Raw genomic sequence first — 19,927 nt, forward strand, 5'->3', positions numbered from 1 at the left:
GAGCTGCGGCGAAATAGTGAAGGCTGGTCGACAACCGGACGCTTAGTCCGTGCTGACTTTACGCTCAATAGCTTTTAAGCGTTTGCTCATCTCATCGATGTTCATCACCAGCGCGGCGGTTTTACGCCAGTTTTTGTTCGGTTGCAGCGGGATCCCGGAGGAGTATACCCCAGGTTGCGTGATTGGTCGCATGACCATTCCCATTCCCGTTACCGTTACCTTGTCGCAAATTTCCATGTGGCCGTTAATCACGCTGGCGCCGCCGATCATGCAGTAGCGGCCTATTTTCAGGCTGCCCGCCATAATCACGCCGCCCGCCACCGCGGTATTGTCGCCAATCACCACGTTGTGTGCAATCTGGCACTGGTTGTCAATGATAACACCATTCCCGATCTGAGTGTTATCCAACGCGCCGCGATCTATAGTGGTACAGGCACCGATTTCTACGCGATCGCCGATAATCACCGTACCAAGCTGCGGAATTTTTACCCAGTTACCGCGATCGTTAGCGTAGCCGAAGCCGTCCGCGCCAATCACCGTGCCGGACTGGATCAGGCAGTTTTCGCCGATCTGCACTTCGTGATAGACAGAGACATTCGCCCACAGGCGTGTGCCTGCGCCAATACGGGTGTTTTTACCGATAAAGCAGCCAGCGCCAATCACTGCGTTATCGCCCAGCTCAACGCCGGATTCAATAACGGCGTTTGCGCCGACGGAAACATTTTTACCCAGCTTCGCCGCCGCGTCGATCACCGCGCTCGGCGCGATGTTTGTGGCAGGCTGAGGCGTGGTATCCAAAATCTGCGCCATACGCGCATAGGTCAGGTAAGGGTCTTTCACTACCAGCGCTGCGCCCTGGAAAAATTCCAAATCCGCCGCCTGCAGTACCACGGCGGACGCCTTGCAGGCGGCCAGCTGTTCGCGATAACGACTGTTAGAAAGAAATGTGATTTGACCGGATTGAGCGGATTGCATAGAAGCGATGCCGGAGATGGCGATATCGCCATCTCCGTGCAAATCTGCATCCAACTGCTGGGCTAAATCAGCCAGTCGAATTGATGACATTGATTATTTAACCTGTTTCAGAACATCAGCGGTGATGTCTTTGGATGAGCTGGCGTAAGCCACGGCATTAGCATCGACAACCACATCGTAGCCTTCATCGGCCGCCACTTTCTTCACGGCGTCCTGAATACGGCTCAGGATTTTGTTACGCTCTTCCGCCTGACGACGACGGTTATCCTGCTCGAAAGCCTGCGCTTTGCTGGAGAAGGTTTCACGCTGCGTCATCACGTCTTTTTCCAGACGGCTGCGCTCGCTTGCTTTCATGGTGGAACCATCACGCTGCAGACGCTGCATCTTGGTTTGCAGGTCGCGCTCCATACCCTGAAGTTCAGTCGCACGGCCTTTAAACTCGTTTTCAAGCTGTTTCGCAACTGTCGCACGCGCCGGTAACTGTTGGAAAATGCTGGAAACGTTTACCACTGCAATTTTGTCAGCGGCCTGAGCGCCAGCGGAAACCGCTAGAGCGAGAGAAAGGCCTGCGGCACACAACAACTTTTTCACTATAAACTCCTTACCATCAACGTTTGTGTCCAGGACACATGTGTTGCGCGTTAAGGCAGCTCAGGGCTGCCAGTGAACGGCGCGATACTCGCGGTACAACACCGCGAGCGTTGAGAAAAGCCAGACTGCGCTTTTCTCAAAGTTTGCAAAGCGTAGCAGCTTACCAGGTTTTACCAATATTAAACTGGAACTGCTCGGCTTTATCTCCATCATATTTCTTGAACGGCTGGGCATAAGAGAACACCAGCGGCCCCAGCGGCGACATCCACTGCAGCGCCAGGCCTGCCGACATGCGGATATTGCCCGGATCGCTGTAGTCCGGAATACCTGCCGCACGCGTCTCTGCCGTATTTTCCCAGGCGGTATCCCAAACGGTACCGGCATCGACGAACAGTGAGGTACGCACGGAGTTGGCATATTTCTCGCTGAGGAAAGGCGTAGGCGTAATCAGCTCGGCGCTGGCTGTCGCCATCGCGTTGCCGCCAACCGCATCGCTGGAGTCACACAGCGTACCGGTTGAACAGGTGCTTGAACCGTTATTGTAGTAAGCCGCTTTCGGACCGATGGTGTTGGAACGGAAACCACGCACGGTGCTTGAGCCGCCGGCGTAGAAGTTCTCGTAGAACGGCATCTCTTTACCGTTCAGGCCATCGCCATAGCCTACGCGACCGCGTCCCAACAGCACCCAGGTGCGATCCTGGTTCAGCGGCACGTACTGCTGGGTATCCAGCGTCGCTTTATAGAAGGCGTTATCCGATCCCGGAATGGTGACTTTACCGTTCAGGTTGGTACGGTTACCTGAAGTCGGGAAGAAACCGCGGTCCAGCGTGTTATACGTCCAGCCGTAGTTAAAGGTGAAATCATCAGCTGAATAGTCTGCATCGCTGGTCAGGCTTGGATCCTGGCCCACTGAACGCAGATAGCGGAACATTGCAATCTGCGGCTGCATGTTAGACAGGTCGTTATGCACATAACCCAGGCCAACGCGCAGCGTGTTGTTTTCATTAACCGGGAAGCCCAGCGTGCCGTCCAGACCATAGCTTCGGTTGGTATAGTCGGAAAGATCCGCATCGTCCGCTTTAAAGTCGTTATAGAAGACACGACCGCCCAGGCTAACGCCATCAACCGTAAAGTAGGGATCGGTCAATGAGAATTCAGCATAGGTCTGATAATCGTTTTTGGTGCCGCTGATGCCGACAGTGTTACCCGTGCCCAGCCAGTTATCCTGGGTGACGCCGACCTGGAAGCTGACGCCGCTTTCGGTGCCGTAGCCCACGCCGAAGTTAAAGGTACCGGTGTTGCGTTCTTTAACTTTGTACACCACATCAACCTGGTCAGGCGAGCCTGGCACGCGCTGCGTATCGGTTTCAACAGTTTCGAAGTAGCCGGTGCGGTTCAGGCGCTCTTTGCCCTGCTCGACCAGATCGCTGCCCAGCCATGCGCCTTCCATCTGGCGCATTTCGCGACGCAGGACGGAATCTTTTGAAGTGTCGTTGCCTTCAAAACGCACTTTACGCACGTAGTAGCGGTTGCCCGCATCCACATTAACGTGCAGCTTAACGGTTTTATCCGCATCGTTGATTTCAGGCTGCGTCATAACGCGTGGATAGGCATAGCCATAGCGACCGAACATCTTTTTGATGTCGTCTTCCATTTTGGTGACTTTGGCACCGTTATAGAGTTCGCCCGGCTGGATTTTAGTCAGGGATTCGACTTCCGCCGAATGCCCGGCCATGCTGCCGTTTACCACCACGCCGGAAAGCTTATACTGATCGCCTTCGGTGATGTTGATGGTGATATAGATGCCTTTTTTATCCGGCGTCAGGCTGACCTGCGTGGAGTCGATGTTAAAGCGCGCATAGCCGCGATCCAGATAAAAGCTACGCAGCGTTTCTAAATCGCCCGCCAGTTTCTGTTTCTGGTATTTGCGATCGCCCACAAGGTTCCACCACGGCACCTCGTCGCGCAGCTGGAAGCGGGAGATCAGCTCGTCTGAACTGAAGGCTTTATTGCCGACTACGTTGATCTGCTGAATTTTAGCGGAGACGCCCTCGGTAAAGACCAGCTTAAGATCGACGCGGTTGCGCGGCAGCGGCGTAACTACCGCCTTTACGCTGGCGCTATATTTACCGACGCTGTAGTAGAAATCCTCAAGCCCTTTCTCAATGGATGAGATGGTAGTGCGGTCCAGGGCTTCGCCCACGCGCACGCCGGAAGCTTCCAGGTTCTGCTTCAGCATATCGTCCTTCACCGCTTTGTTGCCGGAGAAAGTGATGCTGGCAATGGTTGGGCGCTCTTTTACCTGAACGATCAGCGTGTTGCCGTCGCGCAGCACCTGAACGTCTTCAAAGTTCCCGGTCGCGAAAAGAGCGCGGATGGTATTACTGATATCATCATCGGAGACGGTATCTCCCACGCGGACAGGCATACTGAGCAATGCCGCCCCGACGGCGACACGCTGCAGACCTTCGAAATGGATATCCCTCACCACGAAGCCGTCAGCCGCGTATACGGTGGCGCTGCTAAACAGCAGCGACGCTATGAGCAACTTTTTCATCGCCATCGTTGTTATGCATTCTTCCTAACTGGTTCTCGCAACAAGCGGACTGGCCGCTACAGGCGCGAGAAATCATTGAATAGTGCAAGCCCCATTAACAGCACCAGCAAAACCGAGCCAATGCGATAACTGAAGTCCTGAACTCGCTCAGACACCGGCCCACCTTTGATCTTTTCGATCGCCAGAAACAGCAAATGTCCACCATCTAATACCGGCAAGGGGAACAGATTGATAATCCCGAGATTCACGCTAATCAGCGCAATGAACATCAGGTAGTAAATCAAGCCATATTCCGCCGACATCCCAGCACCCTGGGCGATTGAAATCGGCCCGCTGAGATTGTTCAACTTCACTTCGCCGACAATCAGCTTGCCCAGCATGGTCACCGTCAGCTTCATCAGCTGCCAGGTTTTCGCGCTGGCCTCGCCAACGGCCGCAAGCGGCCCATACTGGCGTACCGTTTTATATTCATCCGGCAGCGGAACAATGCGCGGAATAACGCCCGCGAACCCTTCCGCTTTGCTGCCCGGTTTCACATCCGGCGTCAGCTGCAGGGCCACCGAAGCGCCCTTTCGCTCGACCTCCACCGTCAGCGGCTTGCCCGGATTGTCGCGAACTGCAGCGACAAACTGCTGCCACTGGTTCAGCGGCTGACCCCCGACTTTAACGATCCTGTCGCCTGCTTGCAAACCTGCTCTGGCCGCAGCCGAGCCGGTTTGTATTTCCGCCAGTACGGTTTCTACCTGCGGGCCGCGTGGCAGCATGCCCAGCGAAGCAACCGGATCTTCTCTGTCCGGGGCGAAATGCCAGTCGCGCAAATCAAGCCGAACATCCTTCACCTGGCTGGTGCCAAAAGGCGCCACGCTTAGCGTAGTTTGCTGGTCGCCAATTTTCGCTACCAGCGCCATACGCACAGCTTCCCAGTCAGGCGTTTCGATACCGTCAACGGCCTTAAGTTCCATTCCTGGCGCAATTTGCGCTGCGGCGGCCTGCGAACCGCTTACTATTTCGCCAACCACCGGCCGAACGCCAGGGACGCCGATCATAAATACCAGCCAGTAAGCAAAGACGGCAAACAGGAAATTAGCCAGCGGCCCGGCGCTGATAATAGCGGCACGCTGCGCCACGGTTTTATTATTGAAAGAGAGATGGCGGAGTTCAGGCGGCACGCTTTCGACGCGTTCGTCGAGCATTTTAACGTAGCCGCCAAGCGGAATTAACGCGATAACATACTCGGTGCCCTGGCTGTCGCGGCGTCGCCATAGCGCTTTGCCGAAGCCGACAGAAAAGCGTTCGACTTTAACGCCGCAGCGGCGCGCCACCCAAAAATGGCCGAACTCGTGCACGGTAATCAAAATGCCCAGCGCAACGATAAAGGCCCCGAGGCTCCAGAGTATATTTAGCATAACTTCCCTTATAGCGTGCCGAAAGCCAGCAGCAGCAGGCAGGCGAACACCGGCACCGCCGCCGTCAGGCTATCAATACGATCCAAAATACCGCCGTGGCCGGGGATCAGCTGTCCGCTGTCTTTAATGCCGGCTTCACGCTTAAACATGCTCTCGGTCAGATCGCCCAGCACGGAGGCCAGCGCGGCAACGAGAGAACAGCCCAGTAAAACGCCAGTGGGTACGCTTAGCGGCGCCCACAGGCCGAACAGCCAGGCGATAACGGCCGAGGTAACCAGGCCGCCGAAAAAGCCTTCCCAGGTTTTGCCTGGTGAAACTTTTGGTGCCAGCTTGTGTTTGCCAAACAGACGGCCAAACATATAGGCACCAGAGTCCGCGCCCCAAACCAGAAACATAACGTAAAGCAGCCACCAGGCGCCGGCAAAATGGTCGCTGTCATAATGATATTGCCGCAGCGCCATCATGCCCCAGAAAAAAGGCACTATGGTCAGAACGCCAAACAGCAGGCGCAGCGGGCGCGAGGAGCGCCACAGCGCCGCCGAAGCCGGATAAGTCAGCACCAGCATTAGCGCGACTATCCACCAGCCCAGCGCCGCCCACAGCGAACCGGCAATCTGCGGTAGATGAACGGAATGATGATAGGCGGGAAGCGTGAAGGCCATGACGGCAAGCAGCAGTCCGCAAAGGACGGCCAGCCAGACGCGCTGGGAGCGTGAGGCCAGGCCAGCGAACTGTCCCCATTCCCAGGCCGCCAGCATGCAAACGGCCAGCGTGACTATGGCGAATCCGGGAGGCGGCAGCAGAAACAGCGCTGCAATCACAATCGGGATAAGTATCAATGCGGTAATCAGGCGTGACTTCAGCAAGGATTACCCCCAGAGCGCTCAGGCGCCGCCGGGTGCTGCGCCGCCAAAACGGCGCTCTCGTTGTGCAAACGCATTCAGTGCACCTTCAAAAACTTGTTCATCAAAATCAGGCCAGAGCACATCGGTAAAAAAGAACTCCGCATAGGCAACCTGCCACAGCAAAAAGTTACTGATTCGATGTTCTCCCCCTGTCCTTATTACCAGATCCACCGGTGCCAGATCGTTGAGGCACAGATACGGCGCGAGGGTTTCTTCCTCGATTTGGTCCGGACGTATCAGACCTTCCTGTACCTGTTCTGCAATTTTCCTGACGCCATGAATAATATCCCAACGTCCGCCATAATTCGCGGCAATGTTCAGGGTAAGTCCATTATTTTGCTGAGTCAGTTCCTCGGCGCGTCGGATACGCTCCTGCAAACGAGCGTTAAAACGGCCCGTATCGCCAATAATACGCAGGCGAACATTATGTTTATGGAGGCTTTTCACCTCGCTGTCCAGTGCCCAGACAAACAGCTCCATCAGCGCCATCACCTCTTGCGGAGGGCGATTCCAGTTTTCGCTGCTGAAGGCGTACAGGGTCAGCGCATCCAGATTATTACTGACGGCGAAGCTTACCGCGCGACGAACGGATTTAACGCCCGCTTTATGCCCGGTAATGCGCATTTTGCCCTGGTTTTTGGCCCAGCGGCCATTGCCATCCATAATGATGGCCACGTGACGAGGATTGAGTCCCTGCTGGTCATCGGTTTTTATTTGCTTTTCGGACGACATAACGCGTAATTATTTCCTTTACTCAGAAATATGTTGGTTTCTGAAATATTTTCCCGCTCGACGTAAAAGCGTGCCGTGCATGGCGACTACCGCAGTCTCGCTGCGTCATTATCAGGACGGGCGCAGATTGTAGCACCTCCATCCCTGCCCCACAAACCACCACGTATCAGCCTGCCGACGGAAAACGCGCCAGTACGGCTTTCGCCGCGTTTCGCGCTTGCCTGTCGATCTCCAGCACCGCCTCTACGCTTTCCGGTTCACGGCAGGAAAGCGTCTCCAGAACGCTCATATTCACGCGCGCAATATCGGTGAAACGAATTTGCGCATCCAGAAAAGCGGCGACGGCTATTTCATTAGCAGCATTCAGCGCCGTAGTGGCGGCCTGCCCGGTTTTACAGGCGTCGATCGCCAGCTTCAGGCAGGGATAGCGGGCATAATCCGGCTCGGCAAAGGTCATGGCGCTCATACGGGCAAAATCCAGCGGTTTCGCACCGGACTGCACGCGCTGCGGCCATGCCATTACGTGGGCAATCGGCGTGCGCATATCAGGCGATCCCATTTGCGCCAGCACGCTGCCGTCACGGTAGCGCACCATCGAATGGATCACCGACTGCGGATGCAGGATCACTTCCATTTGCTCATCGGTAGCGTTAAACAGCCAGCGGGCTTCGATATATTCCAAACCTTTATTCATCATGGTGGCCGAATCAACGGAGATTTTACGCCCCATCGTCCAGTTCGGGTGCGCGCAGGCCTGATCCGGCGTCATCTGCGCCAGATCCGCCAGCGGCGTCTCACGAAAAGGGCCACCCGATCCCGTAAGGATAATGCTGTCAATGCCGTTATCCCGCAGGGAAGCGTATCCTAACTGGCGCTGGAGGGAAGCGGGCAAACTCTGAAAAATGGCATTATGCTCACTGTCGACCGGCAGAAGCTGCGCTTTAAATTTGCTGACCGCCTCCATAAACAGCTGGCCGCAAGTTACCAGCGACTCTTTATTCGCCAGCAGCACAGCTTTGCCGGCGCGGATAGCCGCCAGCGTCGGCAGCAGTCCCGCTGCGCCGACAATCGCCGCCATCACCTGATCCACCTCGTCCAGTGCGGCCAGATCGCAGGCAGCCTGCTCGCCGCTCAACACTTCCGTCGCGACATTCAGTTCCTTTAGCCTCAGCCGCAGCGCGCTGGCAGAAATCTCATCCGCCATTGCCGCGTAAGCGGGCCGGAAAGCAAGACACTGTTCGGCCATCAGCCCGACGTTATGCCCGGCCACCAGCGCCTTAACGGCGAAAAGATCGGGATTCGCTTTAATGACGGCCAGCGTGCTGGTACCGATGGATCCGGTGGAACCGAGGAGGGTCAGTTGCTTCATGAAGGTGCTCTGTATGGTGACCTGCGAGCGGCTCGTCAGGTAGGAATAAAACGCAAAACGCCGTAAGACGGCCATGTAAAAATGGCAATCTGTACGGCGTTAAGTCACGGCGCGGATCGACTCAGAAGTCCATCAGCTCCGCTTCTTTCTCGGCCAGCGAGGCATCGACTTTCTTGATGAAAAGGTCGGTCATTTTCTGGATATCATCCTGAGAACGACGCTCTTCGTCTTCGCTGATTTCTTTATCTTTCAGCAGCGCTTTGACCTTATCGTTGGCGTCGCGGCGCACGTTACGCACGGAAACGCGTCCCTGTTCTGCTTCGCCACGAACGATTTTGATCAGGTCTTTACGGCGCTCTTCCGTCAATGCCGGCAGCGGCACGCGAATATCGCTGCCTGCAGAGCTTGGGTTCAGGCCCAGATCGGAAGCCATAATCGCTTTCTCAACGGCCGCGCTGATAGAGCGGTCAAATACGTTGATTTTCAGCGTACGGGAGTCTTCCACCGTCACGCTTGCCAGCTGACGCAGCGGCGTGGCAGCGCCATAGTAATCGACCATGATGCCGTCAAGAATGCTTGGCGAGGCGCGGCCAGTGCGAATTTTGCTGATGTGGTTTTTAAATGCTTCCAGGCACTTTTCCATGCGCGTTTCAGCATCTTTTCTGATTTCGTTAATCACGTTGTAACCCTTGAATTCTGGTTAACCTGACAGGCTGAGCCTGTTAGCTATCTGTTAGCGTGCGTAACGCACTACAAAGGCAGAATATACCTTATTTTATGCGCTAACGGATATTATTGCGTAATCAGGGTGCCTTCTTTTTCACCCATCACTACGCGGCGCAGCGCGCCCGGCTTGTTCATATTGAAAACGCGAATGGGCAGTTTATGGTCGCGCGCCAGCGTAAAGGCGGCCAGATCCATCACTTTTAATTCGCGATCCAGTACTTCGGTATAGCTCAGCTGATCGTAAAGCGTGGCGTCCGGGTTTTTGACCGGATCTTCTGAATAGACGCCATCTACCTTGGTAGCCTTTAGTACTACATCTGCTTCGATTTCGATACCGCGCAGGCAGGCCGCCGAGTCCGTGGTAAAGAAAGGGTTGCCGGTACCGGCAGAGAAAATCACTACGCGATTATTACGCAGCAGGCTAATCGCTTCTGCCCAGCTGTAGTTATCGCAAACGCCGTTCAGCGGAATAGCAGACATCAGACGGGCATTAACGTAGGCGCGGTGCAGGGCGTCGCGCATTGCCAGGCCGTTCATTACCGTTGCCAGCATACCCATATGGTCGCCGACAACGCGATTCATTCCGGCCTGCGCCAGGCCCGCGCCGCGGAACAGATTGCCGCCGCCGATAACCACGCCTACCTGAATGCCCAGTTCGACCAGTTCCTTCACTTCCTGAGCCATACGATCCAGCACGCTGGCGTCGATGCCGAAGCCTTCCGCGCCTTGCAGAGCTTCGCCGCTCAGTTTCAGCAGGATACGTTGATAAACAGGTTTTGCATTGGTCGCCATGGTTTCTTTTCCTGGAAGCTGTTTTGAGGAGTTAAATCTGCGCTATCATCCCGCGAGCGCTGGGAAATTACTATTGGGATGAGACTGAAAATCGCCGGATACGGCTGATAAAAAAGAACCGCCGGATGGCGGTTCTTAGCAATCGATTAAGACTGTTTGGACATCGCCGCAACTTCTGCAGCGAAATCGGTTTCAGCTTTCTCGATACCTTCGCCCACTTCGAAGCGGATGAAGTTAACTACGTCAGCGCCCTGCTCTTTCAGCAGCTGGCCAACGGTTTTAGATGGGTCGATCACGAAAGGCTGACCGGTCAGAGAAACTTCGCCGGTGAATTTCTTCATGCGGCCTTCAACCATTTTCTCTGCGATTTCTTTCGGCTTACCGGACTGCATCGCGATGTCCAGCTGAACCTGGTACTCTTTCTCGACCACTTCAGCAGAAACGTCTTCTGGCTTAACGAATTCTGGCTTGCTTGCCGCAACGTGCATTGCCAGCTGCTTAACCAGCTCTTCGTTAGCACCGGTTGCAGAGATCAGAACGCCGATACGCGCGCCGTGCAGGTAGCTGCCCAGCACTTCGCCTTCCAGAGAAGCAACGCGACGAATGTTGATGTTTTCGCCGATTTTAGCGACCAGCGCTACGCGCTCTTCTTCGAACTGGGCTTTCAGCACTTCAACGTCGGTGATTTTACCGGCAACAGCCGCATCCAGTACTTTGTCAGCGAACGCCTGGAAACCGCCGTCTTTAGCAACGAAGTCGGTCTGGCAGTTAACTTCCAGGATCACGCCGTAGTTGCCGTCGATTTTGGTTTTGATCACGCCGTCAGCAGCCACGTTGCCTGCTTTTTTCGCCGCTTTGATCGCGCCGGATTTACGCATGTTCTCGATCGCCAGCTCGATGTCGCCGCTCGCTTCGGTCAGCGCTTTTTTACAATCCATCATGCCAGCGCCAGTGCGCTCGCGCAGTTCTTTTACCAGAGCAGCAGTAATTTCAGCCATTCTCGAATCCTCGGTTAGCTCAGCACCTGTCCGATTTGGCGACAGATGCCTGTTCGCGGGAGAAATATTGCCCTGCCGCCGGGTTGCAGCGGCAAAGCGAATTCAAAATAAAGGGGCCAATCAAGGCCCCTTACAGATTAACATCTGATTTTACCCAAACGGGTATAAGGGCTCTCTGTGGAGCAAACCTTATTACTCAGCTTCAGCGAAGCTTTCTTCAGCCTGCTGAGCCAGGTCCTGAGAGCGACCTTCACGCACGGTGGTAGCCACAGCGGTCAGGTACAGGCTTACAGCACGGATTGCATCATCGTTACCTGGGATGATGTAATCAACGCCGTCTGGATCAGAGTTGGTATCAACGATAGCGAAAACCGGGATGCCCAGGTTGTTTGCTTCTTTGATAGCGATGTGTTCGTGATCGGCGTCAACAACGAACAGCGCATCTGGCAGGCCGCCCATGTCTTTGATACCGCCCAGGCTGTTTTCCAGCTTGGCCAGCTCGCGATCGCGCATCAGCGCTTCTTTTTTGGTCAGCTTGTCAAAGGTGCCGTCCTGAGACTGAGTTTCCAGATCTTTCAGACGCTTGATGGACTGACGAACGGTTTTCCAGTTAGTCAGCATACCACCCAACCAGCGGTGGTTTACGAAGAACTGATCGCAGCTCAGAGCGTGCTCTTTTACCGCTTCGCTTGCAGCGCGCTTGGTACCAACGAACAGGATCTTGCCCTTACGGGAAGCGATTTTGCTCAGCTCAGCCAGAGCGTCGTTGAACATTGGTACGGTTTTTTCAAGGTTGATGATGTGAACCTTGTTACGAGCGCCAAAAATGAATGGCTTCATTTTTGGGTTCCAGTAACGGGTCTGGTGACCGAAGTGTACACCAGCCTTGAGCATGTCGCGCATGGAAACAGTTGCCATGATTACCTCTGTAAATTAATTGGGGTTAAGCCTCCATGTATCCCATACGACCGACCTTTCGGGCCGCTTGCGCAGCGCTTAAGGCACCCCGGCGTACGTGTCGATACATGTGTGTTATTTACACATAGTGAGAGTTATGCGTTTCTCTGCAATCTTGCCCACAGAGAATCGTCGGCGCGCTTTATACCATAAAGACGCCCGCGAAGCCAACGATTGTTAGCTTTGCCGTGCCCTGCCGTAAACGGGAATTGGCAGCGGCCAGGCGGGCTGCTACCATTGCAGCACTTCCTTTATTATTGTCGAAAATAGCGACAGCTGCGGACTAAATTAATGGCAATTACAATCAAGACCCCCGAAGAAATAGCGAAAATGCGCGTGGCTGGCCGCCTGGCGGCTGAAGTGCTGGAAATGATCGAAGAGCACGTTAAACCTGGCGTCAGCACCGGCGAACTTGACCGCCTGTGTCATGATTATATCGTTAATACCCAGCAGGCCGTCTCAGCCAGCCTGGGTTATCATGGCTTCCCTAAATCCGTCTGCATTTCGGTCAACGAAGTGGTTTGCCACGGCATCCCCAGCGACGAGAAAATCCTCAAGGATGGCGATATCGTCAATATTGACGTTACCGTTATTAAAGATGAGTACCACGGCGACACCTCCAAAATGTTTATCGCCGGTAAACCAACCATTCAGGGCGAACGCCTGTGCCGCGTCACTCAGGAGAGCCTGTATCTTGCGCTGCGCATGGTGAAGCCAGGCATTCGCTTGCGCACTATTGGCCGTGAAATCCAAAAATTTGTCGAAGCGCAGGACTTCTCTGTGGTTCGTGAATACTGCGGACACGGCATCGGCAAAGGTTTCCATGAAGAGCCTCAGGTACTGCATTACGATGCGGACGATGGCGGCGTGGTGCTGCAGGCCGGCATGGCGTTCACTATTGAACCTATGGTCAATGCGGGCGACTATCGCATTCGCAGCATGAAAGATGGCTGGACGGTAAAAACCAAAGACCGCAGCCTCTCCGCACAGTATGAGCACACTATCGTGGTAACGGAAACCGGCTGCGAAATCATGACGCTGCGTAAAGACGATACTATTCCGGCCATTCTGACCGCCGGCGCTTAATTTGTAGCAAGGCCCGGCAGTTTACTTGCTGCCGGGCTTATAAACCGACCTGACGTGAAGATTTCCCCCCTCTGTTCCACTCACTGGATCAATTTATTTCTTATAAAACGCGTCTTTCAACCCGCAAAGCCCGTGAAATGCGTCCTTTCTCACATTTTATTGGAAATTACAGGAAGTTTTTCTGGACATTAATGATTATGTGGTTATTAATTGCGCTCACCACTCTGGTTGTGTGGGTATTCAGGGCTGCTGTTCGTGCCGGAAGCACTTTAGCGACATAAGGAGATTGTGATCGTGGCGATATTATCTGCATCCGTAAGAATCTACATAAGACGTCTGTTTAAGCTTTTTCAGCGTATGGGGGTTGCCAAAGGAAAGGGAGGCGACCATGAGCCATGCGGCCTTAATTGACTTTAACAATGAACGAAGATTACCCGGTTTGCCCGCTTTTGGCGGTGGTGATGGAGGAGGAAACATGACAGACGACCTTGCACAGCGCGTAGGAAAACTTGAGCAGGACGTTGCCGTTATCCGGCAGGATGTTAACACGCTGACTATTCGTTCCGAAAATTTCGCGACCAAAGTGGACATTGCGAATATCTGTACGGAAATGGCGACCATGCGCGGCGAGTTCAGAGAAGAAATGACGGCCATGCGCGGCGAGTTTAAAAAAGATATGGCGGCCATGCGCGGCGAACTCAAAGAAGATATGGCAAATATGCGCGGTGAGTTTAAAGGTGAAATGGCGGATATGCGCGGCAGTTTCCAGGCAGAATTACGCCAGGCCATAAACAGGCAAACGGCGCTGCTGCTGACTATCATTCCTGCAACGCTGGCCGCTATTGCCGCCGTTGGAGCCTGGTTCAGATAGTCGCCTCGTTCTGGTTTCTTATGAGCAGATTTAAGCTATTCGCTCCTGGATGCTGTCTCTGTTTAGCCTTCGCCCAATCGCAGCCGTACAAGAAAATTTAAATGCGTGCCGCCGGATTGTTTTGATCTCAGAGGTCAGCTAAGGCTATTGTCACTGCTTATCTTTAAGCGGTAGAGAATGCGGGAGCGCTGGCGTGAGCACAACATTGAAAAATTACGGGCAGGTCGCCGACTGGGAAGACGCGGAGCTAACGCGCGAAACGCTAAAACAGCACCTTGACAATTTTCAGCAGTTGCTGGCGGAGGCATTCGATGCAGGTGAAGCTGTTGAGCAGCTTATCGCTGCCCGTACACTGTTTATCGATCGACTATTGCGCCGCCTTTGGCGTTTTTATGGTTTTCCCGAGCAGCAGGATATCGCTTTAGTTGCCGTGGGCGGCTATGGACGCGCTGAGCTGCATCCGCTGTCCGATATCGACATATTAATTTTAAGCCGTGCTCCCCTCTCAGCGCAGGATGCTCAGCGCACCAGCGAGCTGTTAACACTGATGTGGGATCTCAAGCTGGAAGTAGGCCATAGCGTAAGAACGCTGGAAGAGTGCCTGCTGGAAGGCCTGTCGGATCTGACCGTTGCCACTAACCTGATAGAATCGCGACTGTTAACCGGCGATGTTGCCCTGTTTCTGGAACTGCAGAAAAACGTTTTTAGCGAAGGTTTTTGGCCTTCAGATCGCTTCTTCGCCGCCAAAATAGCCGAGCAGCAGGAACGCCACCAGCGCTATCACGGCACCAGCTACAACCTTGAGCCGGACATCAAAAGCAGTCCGGGCGGGCTACGCGACATCCATACGCTGCTTTGGGTGGCGCGCCGTCATTTTGGCGCCACTTCGCTGGATGAAATGGTCGGCTTTGGTTTTTTAACCCAGGCCGAGCGCAACGAACTTAACGAGTGTCAGACTCTGCTCTGGCGTATTCGTTTTGCGCTGCACCTGACGCTTAGCCGCTACGATAACCGGCTGCTGTTCGACCGACAGCTGAACGTAGCGCAGCGCCTGAATTATCAGGGCGAAGGCAACGAGCCGGTTGAACGGATGATGAAAGATTTTTATCGCGTTACCGGCCGCATCGGCGAACTGAACCAGATGCTGTTACAGCTGTTTGATGAGGCGATTCTGGCGCTGGGCGAAGATGAAAAACCGCGTGCTATTGACGATGAATTCCAGCTGCGCGGCTCCTTAATCGATTTAATCGACGAAAAGCTATTTGCTCGCGATCCAATTGCCATCATGCGCATGTTCTATACCATGGTGCGGACGCCGAATATTACCGGTATCTATTCCACAACCCTACGCCAGTTGCGCTTCGCGCGTCGCCATCTGCAACAACCGCTTTGCTCTCTTCCCGAAGCCCGGCAACTCTTTATGTCGATTTTACGCCATCCGGGTGCGGTCAGCCGCGCACTGGTGCCGATGCACCGTCACAGCGTACTGTGGGCCTATATGCCGCAATGGGGCAATATCGTTGGCCAGATGCAGTTCGATCTGTTTCACGCTTATACCGTAGATGAACATACGATCCGCGTACTGCAAAAGCTGGAAAGTTTTGCTAATGAGGCCACTCGTCCACGTCACCCGCTTTGCGTCGAGATCTGGCCGCGTCTGCCACAGCCAGAACTTCTGTTAATGGCTGCGCTGTTCCATGATATCGCCAAAGGCCGCGGCGGCGATCATTCGATACTGGGCGCTCAGGATGTATTGGCATTCGCTGAACTGCACGGGCTGAACTCACGGGAAACGCAGCTGGTTGCATGGCTGGTGCGGCATCATCTGCTGATGTCGGTAACGGCACAACGCCGTGATATTCAGGATCCCACAGAAATACAGCAGTTCGCGGAGGTGATGCAAAATGAAAATCGCCTGCGCTATTTAGTTTGTCTGACGGTCGCAGATATCTGCGCCACCAACGAGACGCTGTGGAACAGCTGGAAACAAAGCCTGCTGCGCGAGCTGTTCTTTGCTACGGAAAAGCAGCTACGCAGAGGTATGGAGCACAGCCCCGATCTGCGCGAACGCGTGCGGCATCATCGTTTGCAGGCACTGGCGCTGTTGCGTATGGATAATCTGGACGAGCAGGCGCTGCGCGATATCTGGGCGCGCTGCCGGGCAGACTATTTTCTACGCCATACGCCGAACCAGCTGGCCTGGCACGCTCGCCACTTGATGGAGCACGATCTGTCGAAGCCGCTGGTATTATTAAGTCCGCAGGCAACGCGCGGCGGCACGGAAATTTTTATCTGGAGTCCCGACCGGCCTTATCTGTTCGCTACCGTAGCAGGCGAATTAGATCGTCGTAATCTCAGCGTGCACGATGCGCAAATCTTTACCAGCCGCGACGGCATGGCAATGGATACTTTTATCGTGCTGGAGCCGGACGGCAGCCCGCTGGCGCCGGATCGTCATGGCGCTATCCGCCAGGCGCTGGAACAGGCTATCGGACAAGGTAGCTTCCAGCCAGCAAGAGTGCGTCGCCAGTCGGCCAGGCTAAAACACTTTAGCGTCGATACCGAAGTAAAATTCCTGCCGAGCCATACCGACAGACGAACTTATCTGGAGCTGATCGCGCTGGATCAGCCCGGCTTGCTGGCGCGAGTGGGCGAGATCTTCGCCGATCTGAATATTTCGCTACACGGCGCGCGCATCAGCACTATCGGCGAACGAGTTGAGGATCTTTTTATCCTGGGCAACAGCGATCGTCGGGCGCTCGGCCGCGAATTACGCCATGAATTGCAACAACGGTTGACAGAGGCCCTTAATCCAAACGATAAAGTGTGACCAGGATTTACTTTTACCCCGTTTTCGGCATCGCCTGGCCAGCCCTGACGCAGTCAGGCCGGCAGGCTAAGTCCGAAACATGATTTGATACAGGAAAGCTGAATTAATGCAACAATTACAGAGTGTTATCGAGAGCGCCTTTGAGCGCCGCGCTGAAATCACCCCGGCAAACGCCGATACGGTCACGCGGGAAGCGGTCAATCAGGTTATTGCCCTGCTGGACAGCGGCGCGCTGCGCGTGGCAGAGAAAATCGACGGCCAGTGGGTAACGCATCAGTGGCTGAAAAAAGCCGTGCTGCTCTCTTTCCGCATCAATGACAATCAGGTAATTGACGGCGCCGAAAGCCGCTATTACGACAAAGTGCCAATGAAGTTCGCCGACTACGACGACGCGCGTTTCAAAAAAGAAGGTTTCCGCGTGGTACCGCCTGCTGCGGTTCGCCAGGGCGCGTTTATCGCTCGCAATACCGTGCTGATGCCTTCTTACGTTAACATCGGCGCCTACGTGGATGAAGGCTCAATGGTGGATACCTGGGCAACCGTTGGCTCCTGCGCGCAAATTGGTAAAAATGTTCACCTGTCCGGCGGCGTAGGCATCGGTGGGGTACTTGAGCCACTGCAGGCAAACCCAACAATCATTGAAGACAACTGCTTTATCGGCGCGCGTTCAGAAATTGTCGAAGGCGTGATCGTAGAAGAAGGTGCGGTGATCTCAATGGGCGTTTATATCGGCCAGAGCACCAAAATCTATGACCGTGAAACGGGCGAAGTTCATTACGGCCGCGTGCCTGCCGGTTCTGTGGTGGTTTCTGGTAACCTGCCGTCCAAAGACGGCAGCTATAGCCTGTACTGCGCGGTTATCGTGAAGAAAGTAGATGCGAAAACCCGTGGCAAAGTCGGCATTAACGAACTGCTGCGTACCATCGACTGATTTACTTTCGGGCCGCTTCAGGCGGCCCGTCATCTTTACTTTACATTCCCGCCGCAAAAAAGATGTTTTCTGTCGCAAAATAAGTAGTGCTATCGGGCAATAAACAGGCGATAATCCGCGTCAGTTAGCGCTCAGGCTTCCCCCTCCTTTGCCAATTTTCACATATACTCAGCTGAGCACGGGACGAGCAGACCTGGCAAAAATAGCATGGGCAACGCGCCGCCGTATCCGGCACAAAGAGCACCTTGCACCACGGCGTATTTATCAAGCGCAGCCGAATTATCCTTCTCCCGCACAGGAAAACAGCTTATGTATGACAATCTGAAAGGTTTAGGTATCGCCAATCCTGACGACATCGATCGCTACAGTCTGCGTCAGGAAGCCAGCAACGACATTCTGAAAATCTATTTCCGTAAAGATAAAGGCGAGTTTTTTGCGAAAAGCGTGAAGTTTAAATATCCACGCCAGCGTAAAACCGTTGTGGCCGATAATGTCAGCCAGGGGTTTAAAGAAATTCAGGAGATCAGCCCTAACCTGCGCTACGTTATCGACGAGCTGGATCAGATTTGCCAGCGTGACCAGGTCGAAGTGGATCTAAAACGTAAAATCCTCGATGATTTGCGTCACCTGGAAGGCGTAGTAACCAATAAGATTGCCGAAATAGAGGCCGACCTGGAAAAGCTTACGCGCAGCGGTCGTTAAATTGATTTTCTGGCTCCTTAATGCAGAGTTTTTAGCAATGATGGAGCCAGCTTTACAGCTTAAAGGATACTTTTTAAAATACGCCGGTAATTCCGGATATAAAAAACCTCCGATCACGCTATTTAACTTTAATTGCTAGTCTGCTTAGCTCTTATTATTTAGTCGTTCTGTAAGAAAACTTAGCGATCTGAATAAAAGAAAACGGGCAAGCCCTTCGTCAGGCTTCATCGTCAAGCTGCAACGCGACATAAAGCAGCAGTCTGTCATCGAAATTACTCAGATTTAACCCTGTCAGCTCTGAAATACGGTTAAGCCGGTACTCCAGTGTATTACGATGGATATAGAGCGCTTTCGCCGTCGCCGAGGGCTGTACATTATGGCTGAACCAGGCAATCAGCGTTCTTCTCAGCAGGCCGTTATTGTCCATTGCCTTGAGCTTTGCCAGCGGTCGCGACAGCTCGCCCGCCTGCCAGCCGCCGCGCAGGCTATCCAGCAGCACTGGCAACACCAGGTCCTGATAAAAGTAGCTGCGCTGTTCCGGCATACGCTGTTTACCCACCAGCATAGTAGTGCGAGCAGTACGATAGGAGCGCGCAATGCTGCCTGGCCCGGTAAAAAAGTTACCCAGCGCAATACGCATCCGCAGATGGCCATTCTCTTTCATTCTGGACTGCAACAGCGCAACCCGCTTACGATGATCTTCGGCATCAAAGCGGCCATGTGCATTAAATGCAGGCTTCAACACTACCATTTCGGTCAGCGAGACAATGGCGATCAGATTGTCCCTTTCCGGCGTGGTTAACAATGTTTGCAGCTGCTGTAGCTCTGACATAGCGCTGTCCACGCCAAGCTGCCCGCTATCGACTTCCACCACCGCTACCACGCGCGGCTGATTAAGATCGATACGCAACCGCTGCGCCCATTCCGCCAGCGCGGGTGAAATAGTATCGCTACGAATTAAATTCAACACTAACTCTTCACGCAGGCGGCTGTCCTGTGCCAGCATATGCAGCAGCCGCGCCTGTTCCAGCATCATTTCCGCCGTCATACAGACCAGCTCGCCATAGTGCCGCAGCGATTCTGGCTCGCCTGTAAGGCCGATTACACCCACGATCTCGCCGTCGATACGCATCGGTAAATTGATGCCGGGTCGAACGCCGTGTAAGTGTTTGGCTACGGCATCGTCAATATCAACGATTCTTGCCTGAGAGAGCGCCAGCAGCGCGCCTTCGTGCATTTCTCCAATACGTTCGCGATCGCCGCTACCGATAATGCGGCCGCGCGCATCCATCACGTTGACATTGCTGTCGATTATCTTCATGGTGCGGGCTACGATTTCCTGCGCCAGGCGGGCATCGAGATGATAGGTGGCCATCCGTCACTCCTGAAAAGGCTTAAGGAATCAGCATAACCTCAGGCCAGCGCCGCGACATCAGGCAAATGCACAAGGCGTGATCCACGCCGGGAAAATCGGAGAATACTGGCAGAAGCAGCGACAA

At 54.2% G+C, this 19,927-nt stretch carries 17 protein-coding genes; 5 read left to right on the forward strand and 12 right to left on the reverse strand.

Annotated features, from left to right (window positions below):
* Positions 1 to 42 precede the first annotated feature (42 nt).
* From lpxD to rpsB, 11 genes are all read right to left on the reverse strand, one after another.
* Positions 43 to 1,065, reverse strand: a complete 1,023-nt coding sequence (gene lpxD / locus ACETPC_RS12875) for a UDP-3-O-(3-hydroxymyristoyl)glucosamine N-acyltransferase (RefSeq protein WP_380181909.1) — start codon at positions 1,063 to 1,065, stop codon at positions 43 to 45.
* Between the two features lie 3 nt (positions 1,066 to 1,068).
* Entirely contained in the window at positions 1,069 to 1,566 is a 498-nt protein-coding gene (gene skp, locus ACETPC_RS12880) for a molecular chaperone Skp (protein WP_380181910.1), read from the reverse strand.
* 160 nt (positions 1,567 to 1,726) lie between these two features.
* Positions 1,727 to 4,129 carry an outer membrane protein assembly factor BamA gene (gene bamA / locus ACETPC_RS12885; RefSeq protein ID WP_380181911.1) on the reverse strand — a complete coding sequence of 801 codons (2,403 nt, stop codon included), beginning with the start codon at positions 4,127 to 4,129 and terminating at the stop codon, positions 1,727 to 1,729.
* Positions 4,130 to 4,179: 50 nt separating this feature from the next.
* The gene (gene rseP / locus ACETPC_RS12890; RefSeq protein ID WP_380181912.1) at positions 4,180 to 5,529 is read right to left on the reverse strand and encodes a sigma E protease regulator RseP; all 1,350 of its coding nucleotides are present in this window, start codon (positions 5,527 to 5,529) and stop codon (positions 4,180 to 4,182) included.
* Positions 5,530 to 5,537: 8 nt separating this feature from the next.
* Positions 5,538 to 6,395, reverse strand: coding sequence for a phosphatidate cytidylyltransferase (gene cdsA / locus ACETPC_RS12895; RefSeq protein WP_380181913.1), 858 nt, complete (start codon positions 6,393 to 6,395; stop codon positions 5,538 to 5,540).
* 18 nt (positions 6,396 to 6,413) lie between these two features.
* Entirely contained in the window at positions 6,414 to 7,166 is a 753-nt protein-coding gene (gene ispU, locus ACETPC_RS12900) for a (2E,6E)-farnesyl-diphosphate-specific ditrans,polycis-undecaprenyl-diphosphate synthase (protein WP_380181914.1), read from the reverse strand.
* Between the two features lie 166 nt (positions 7,167 to 7,332).
* On the reverse strand, positions 7,333 to 8,535 hold the full coding sequence (gene ispC, locus ACETPC_RS12905) for a 1-deoxy-D-xylulose-5-phosphate reductoisomerase (protein ID WP_380181915.1): 1,203 nt from the start codon (positions 8,533 to 8,535) through the stop codon (positions 7,333 to 7,335).
* 121 nt (positions 8,536 to 8,656) lie between these two features.
* On the reverse strand, positions 8,657 to 9,214 hold the full coding sequence (gene frr, locus ACETPC_RS12910) for a ribosome recycling factor (RefSeq protein WP_380181916.1): 558 nt from the start codon (positions 9,212 to 9,214) through the stop codon (positions 8,657 to 8,659).
* 113 nt (positions 9,215 to 9,327) lie between these two features.
* A complete protein-coding gene (gene pyrH, locus ACETPC_RS12915; protein WP_336143124.1) occupies positions 9,328 to 10,053 on the reverse strand; it encodes a UMP kinase in 726 nt (241 codons plus the stop codon).
* A 146-nt stretch (positions 10,054 to 10,199) separates the two neighbouring features.
* Positions 10,200 to 11,051: a translation elongation factor Ts gene (tsf, locus tag ACETPC_RS12920; protein ID WP_380181917.1), complete on the reverse strand. Its 852-nt coding sequence runs from the start codon at positions 11,049 to 11,051 to the stop codon at positions 10,200 to 10,202.
* Positions 11,052 to 11,243: 192 nt separating this feature from the next.
* Positions 11,244 to 11,969, reverse strand: coding sequence for a 30S ribosomal protein S2 (gene rpsB / locus ACETPC_RS12925; protein WP_380181918.1), 726 nt, complete (start codon positions 11,967 to 11,969; stop codon positions 11,244 to 11,246).
* A 330-nt stretch (positions 11,970 to 12,299) separates the two neighbouring features.
* Between rpsB and map the strand changes: the two genes are divergently transcribed.
* The 5 genes from map to ACETPC_RS12950 all read left to right on the forward strand — a co-directional run bounded on the left by map (position 12,300) and on the right by ACETPC_RS12950 (position 18,428).
* Positions 12,300 to 13,094 (forward strand): type I methionyl aminopeptidase, encoded by a 795-nt coding sequence (map, locus tag ACETPC_RS12930; RefSeq protein WP_380181919.1) that lies wholly within the window; start codon positions 12,300 to 12,302, stop codon positions 13,092 to 13,094.
* 475 nt (positions 13,095 to 13,569) lie between these two features.
* Positions 13,570 to 13,965, forward strand: a complete 396-nt coding sequence (locus ACETPC_RS12935) for a hypothetical protein (protein WP_380181920.1) — start codon at positions 13,570 to 13,572, stop codon at positions 13,963 to 13,965.
* 193 nt (positions 13,966 to 14,158) lie between these two features.
* The gene (glnD, locus tag ACETPC_RS12940; protein ID WP_380181921.1) at positions 14,159 to 16,795 is read left to right on the forward strand and encodes a bifunctional uridylyltransferase/uridylyl-removing protein GlnD; all 2,637 of its coding nucleotides are present in this window, start codon (positions 14,159 to 14,161) and stop codon (positions 16,793 to 16,795) included.
* Positions 16,796 to 16,901: 106 nt separating this feature from the next.
* Complete coding sequence (dapD, locus tag ACETPC_RS12945) at positions 16,902 to 17,726, forward strand: 2,3,4,5-tetrahydropyridine-2,6-dicarboxylate N-succinyltransferase (RefSeq protein WP_125289086.1); 825 nt, start codon at positions 16,902 to 16,904, stop codon at positions 17,724 to 17,726.
* Positions 17,727 to 18,035: 309 nt separating this feature from the next.
* Positions 18,036 to 18,428 (forward strand): DUF3461 family protein, encoded by a 393-nt coding sequence (locus tag ACETPC_RS12950; RefSeq protein WP_380181922.1) that lies wholly within the window; start codon positions 18,036 to 18,038, stop codon positions 18,426 to 18,428.
* 217 nt (positions 18,429 to 18,645) lie between these two features.
* On the opposite strand, the gene ACETPC_RS12955 is transcribed toward ACETPC_RS12950, so the two are convergent.
* Complete coding sequence (locus ACETPC_RS12955) at positions 18,646 to 19,803, reverse strand: CdaR family transcriptional regulator (protein ID WP_380181923.1); 1,158 nt, start codon at positions 19,801 to 19,803, stop codon at positions 18,646 to 18,648.
* Positions 19,804 to 19,927: the final 124 nt, after the last annotated feature.

Origin of the sequence: Pantoea sp. sgz302252 (assembly GCF_042610525.1) — a bacterium.
In the GTDB taxonomy this organism is placed as follows: domain Bacteria; phylum Pseudomonadota; class Gammaproteobacteria; order Enterobacterales; family Enterobacteriaceae; genus Erwinia.

Bases quoted from the DNA above. Each gene is read 5' to 3' on its own strand.
- rseP (WP_380181912.1), bottom strand. From the start codon at position 5,529: ATGCTAAATATACTCTGGAGCCTCGGGGCCTTTATCGTTGCGCTGGGC.
- ACETPC_RS12955 (WP_380181923.1), bottom strand. From the start codon at position 19,803: ATGGCCACCTATCATCTCGATGCCCGCCTGGCGCAGGAAATCGTAGCC.
- pyrH (WP_336143124.1), bottom strand. From the start codon at position 10,053: ATGGCGACCAATGCAAAACCTGTTTATCAACGTATCCTGCTGAAACTG.
- ispU (WP_380181914.1), bottom strand. From the start codon at position 7,166: ATGTCGTCCGAAAAGCAAATAAAAACCGATGACCAGCAGGGACTCAAT.
- tsf (WP_380181917.1), bottom strand. From the start codon at position 11,051: ATGGCTGAAATTACTGCTGCTCTGGTAAAAGAACTGCGCGAGCGCACT.
- ACETPC_RS12935 (WP_380181920.1), top strand. From the start codon at position 13,570: ATGACAGACGACCTTGCACAGCGCGTAGGAAAACTTGAGCAGGACGTT.
- ACETPC_RS12950 (WP_380181922.1), top strand. From the start codon at position 18,036: ATGTATGACAATCTGAAAGGTTTAGGTATCGCCAATCCTGACGACATC.
- rpsB (WP_380181918.1), bottom strand. From the start codon at position 11,969: ATGGCAACTGTTTCCATGCGCGACATGCTCAAGGCTGGTGTACACTTC.
- map (WP_380181919.1), top strand. From the start codon at position 12,300: ATGGCAATTACAATCAAGACCCCCGAAGAAATAGCGAAAATGCGCGTG.
- bamA (WP_380181911.1), bottom strand. From the start codon at position 4,129: ATGGCGATGAAAAAGTTGCTCATAGCGTCGCTGCTGTTTAGCAGCGCC.
- ispC (WP_380181915.1), bottom strand. From the start codon at position 8,535: ATGAAGCAACTGACCCTCCTCGGTTCCACCGGATCCATCGGTACCAGC.
- lpxD (WP_380181909.1), bottom strand. From the start codon at position 1,065: ATGTCATCAATTCGACTGGCTGATTTAGCCCAGCAGTTGGATGCAGAT.
- dapD (WP_125289086.1), top strand. From the start codon at position 16,902: ATGCAACAATTACAGAGTGTTATCGAGAGCGCCTTTGAGCGCCGCGCT.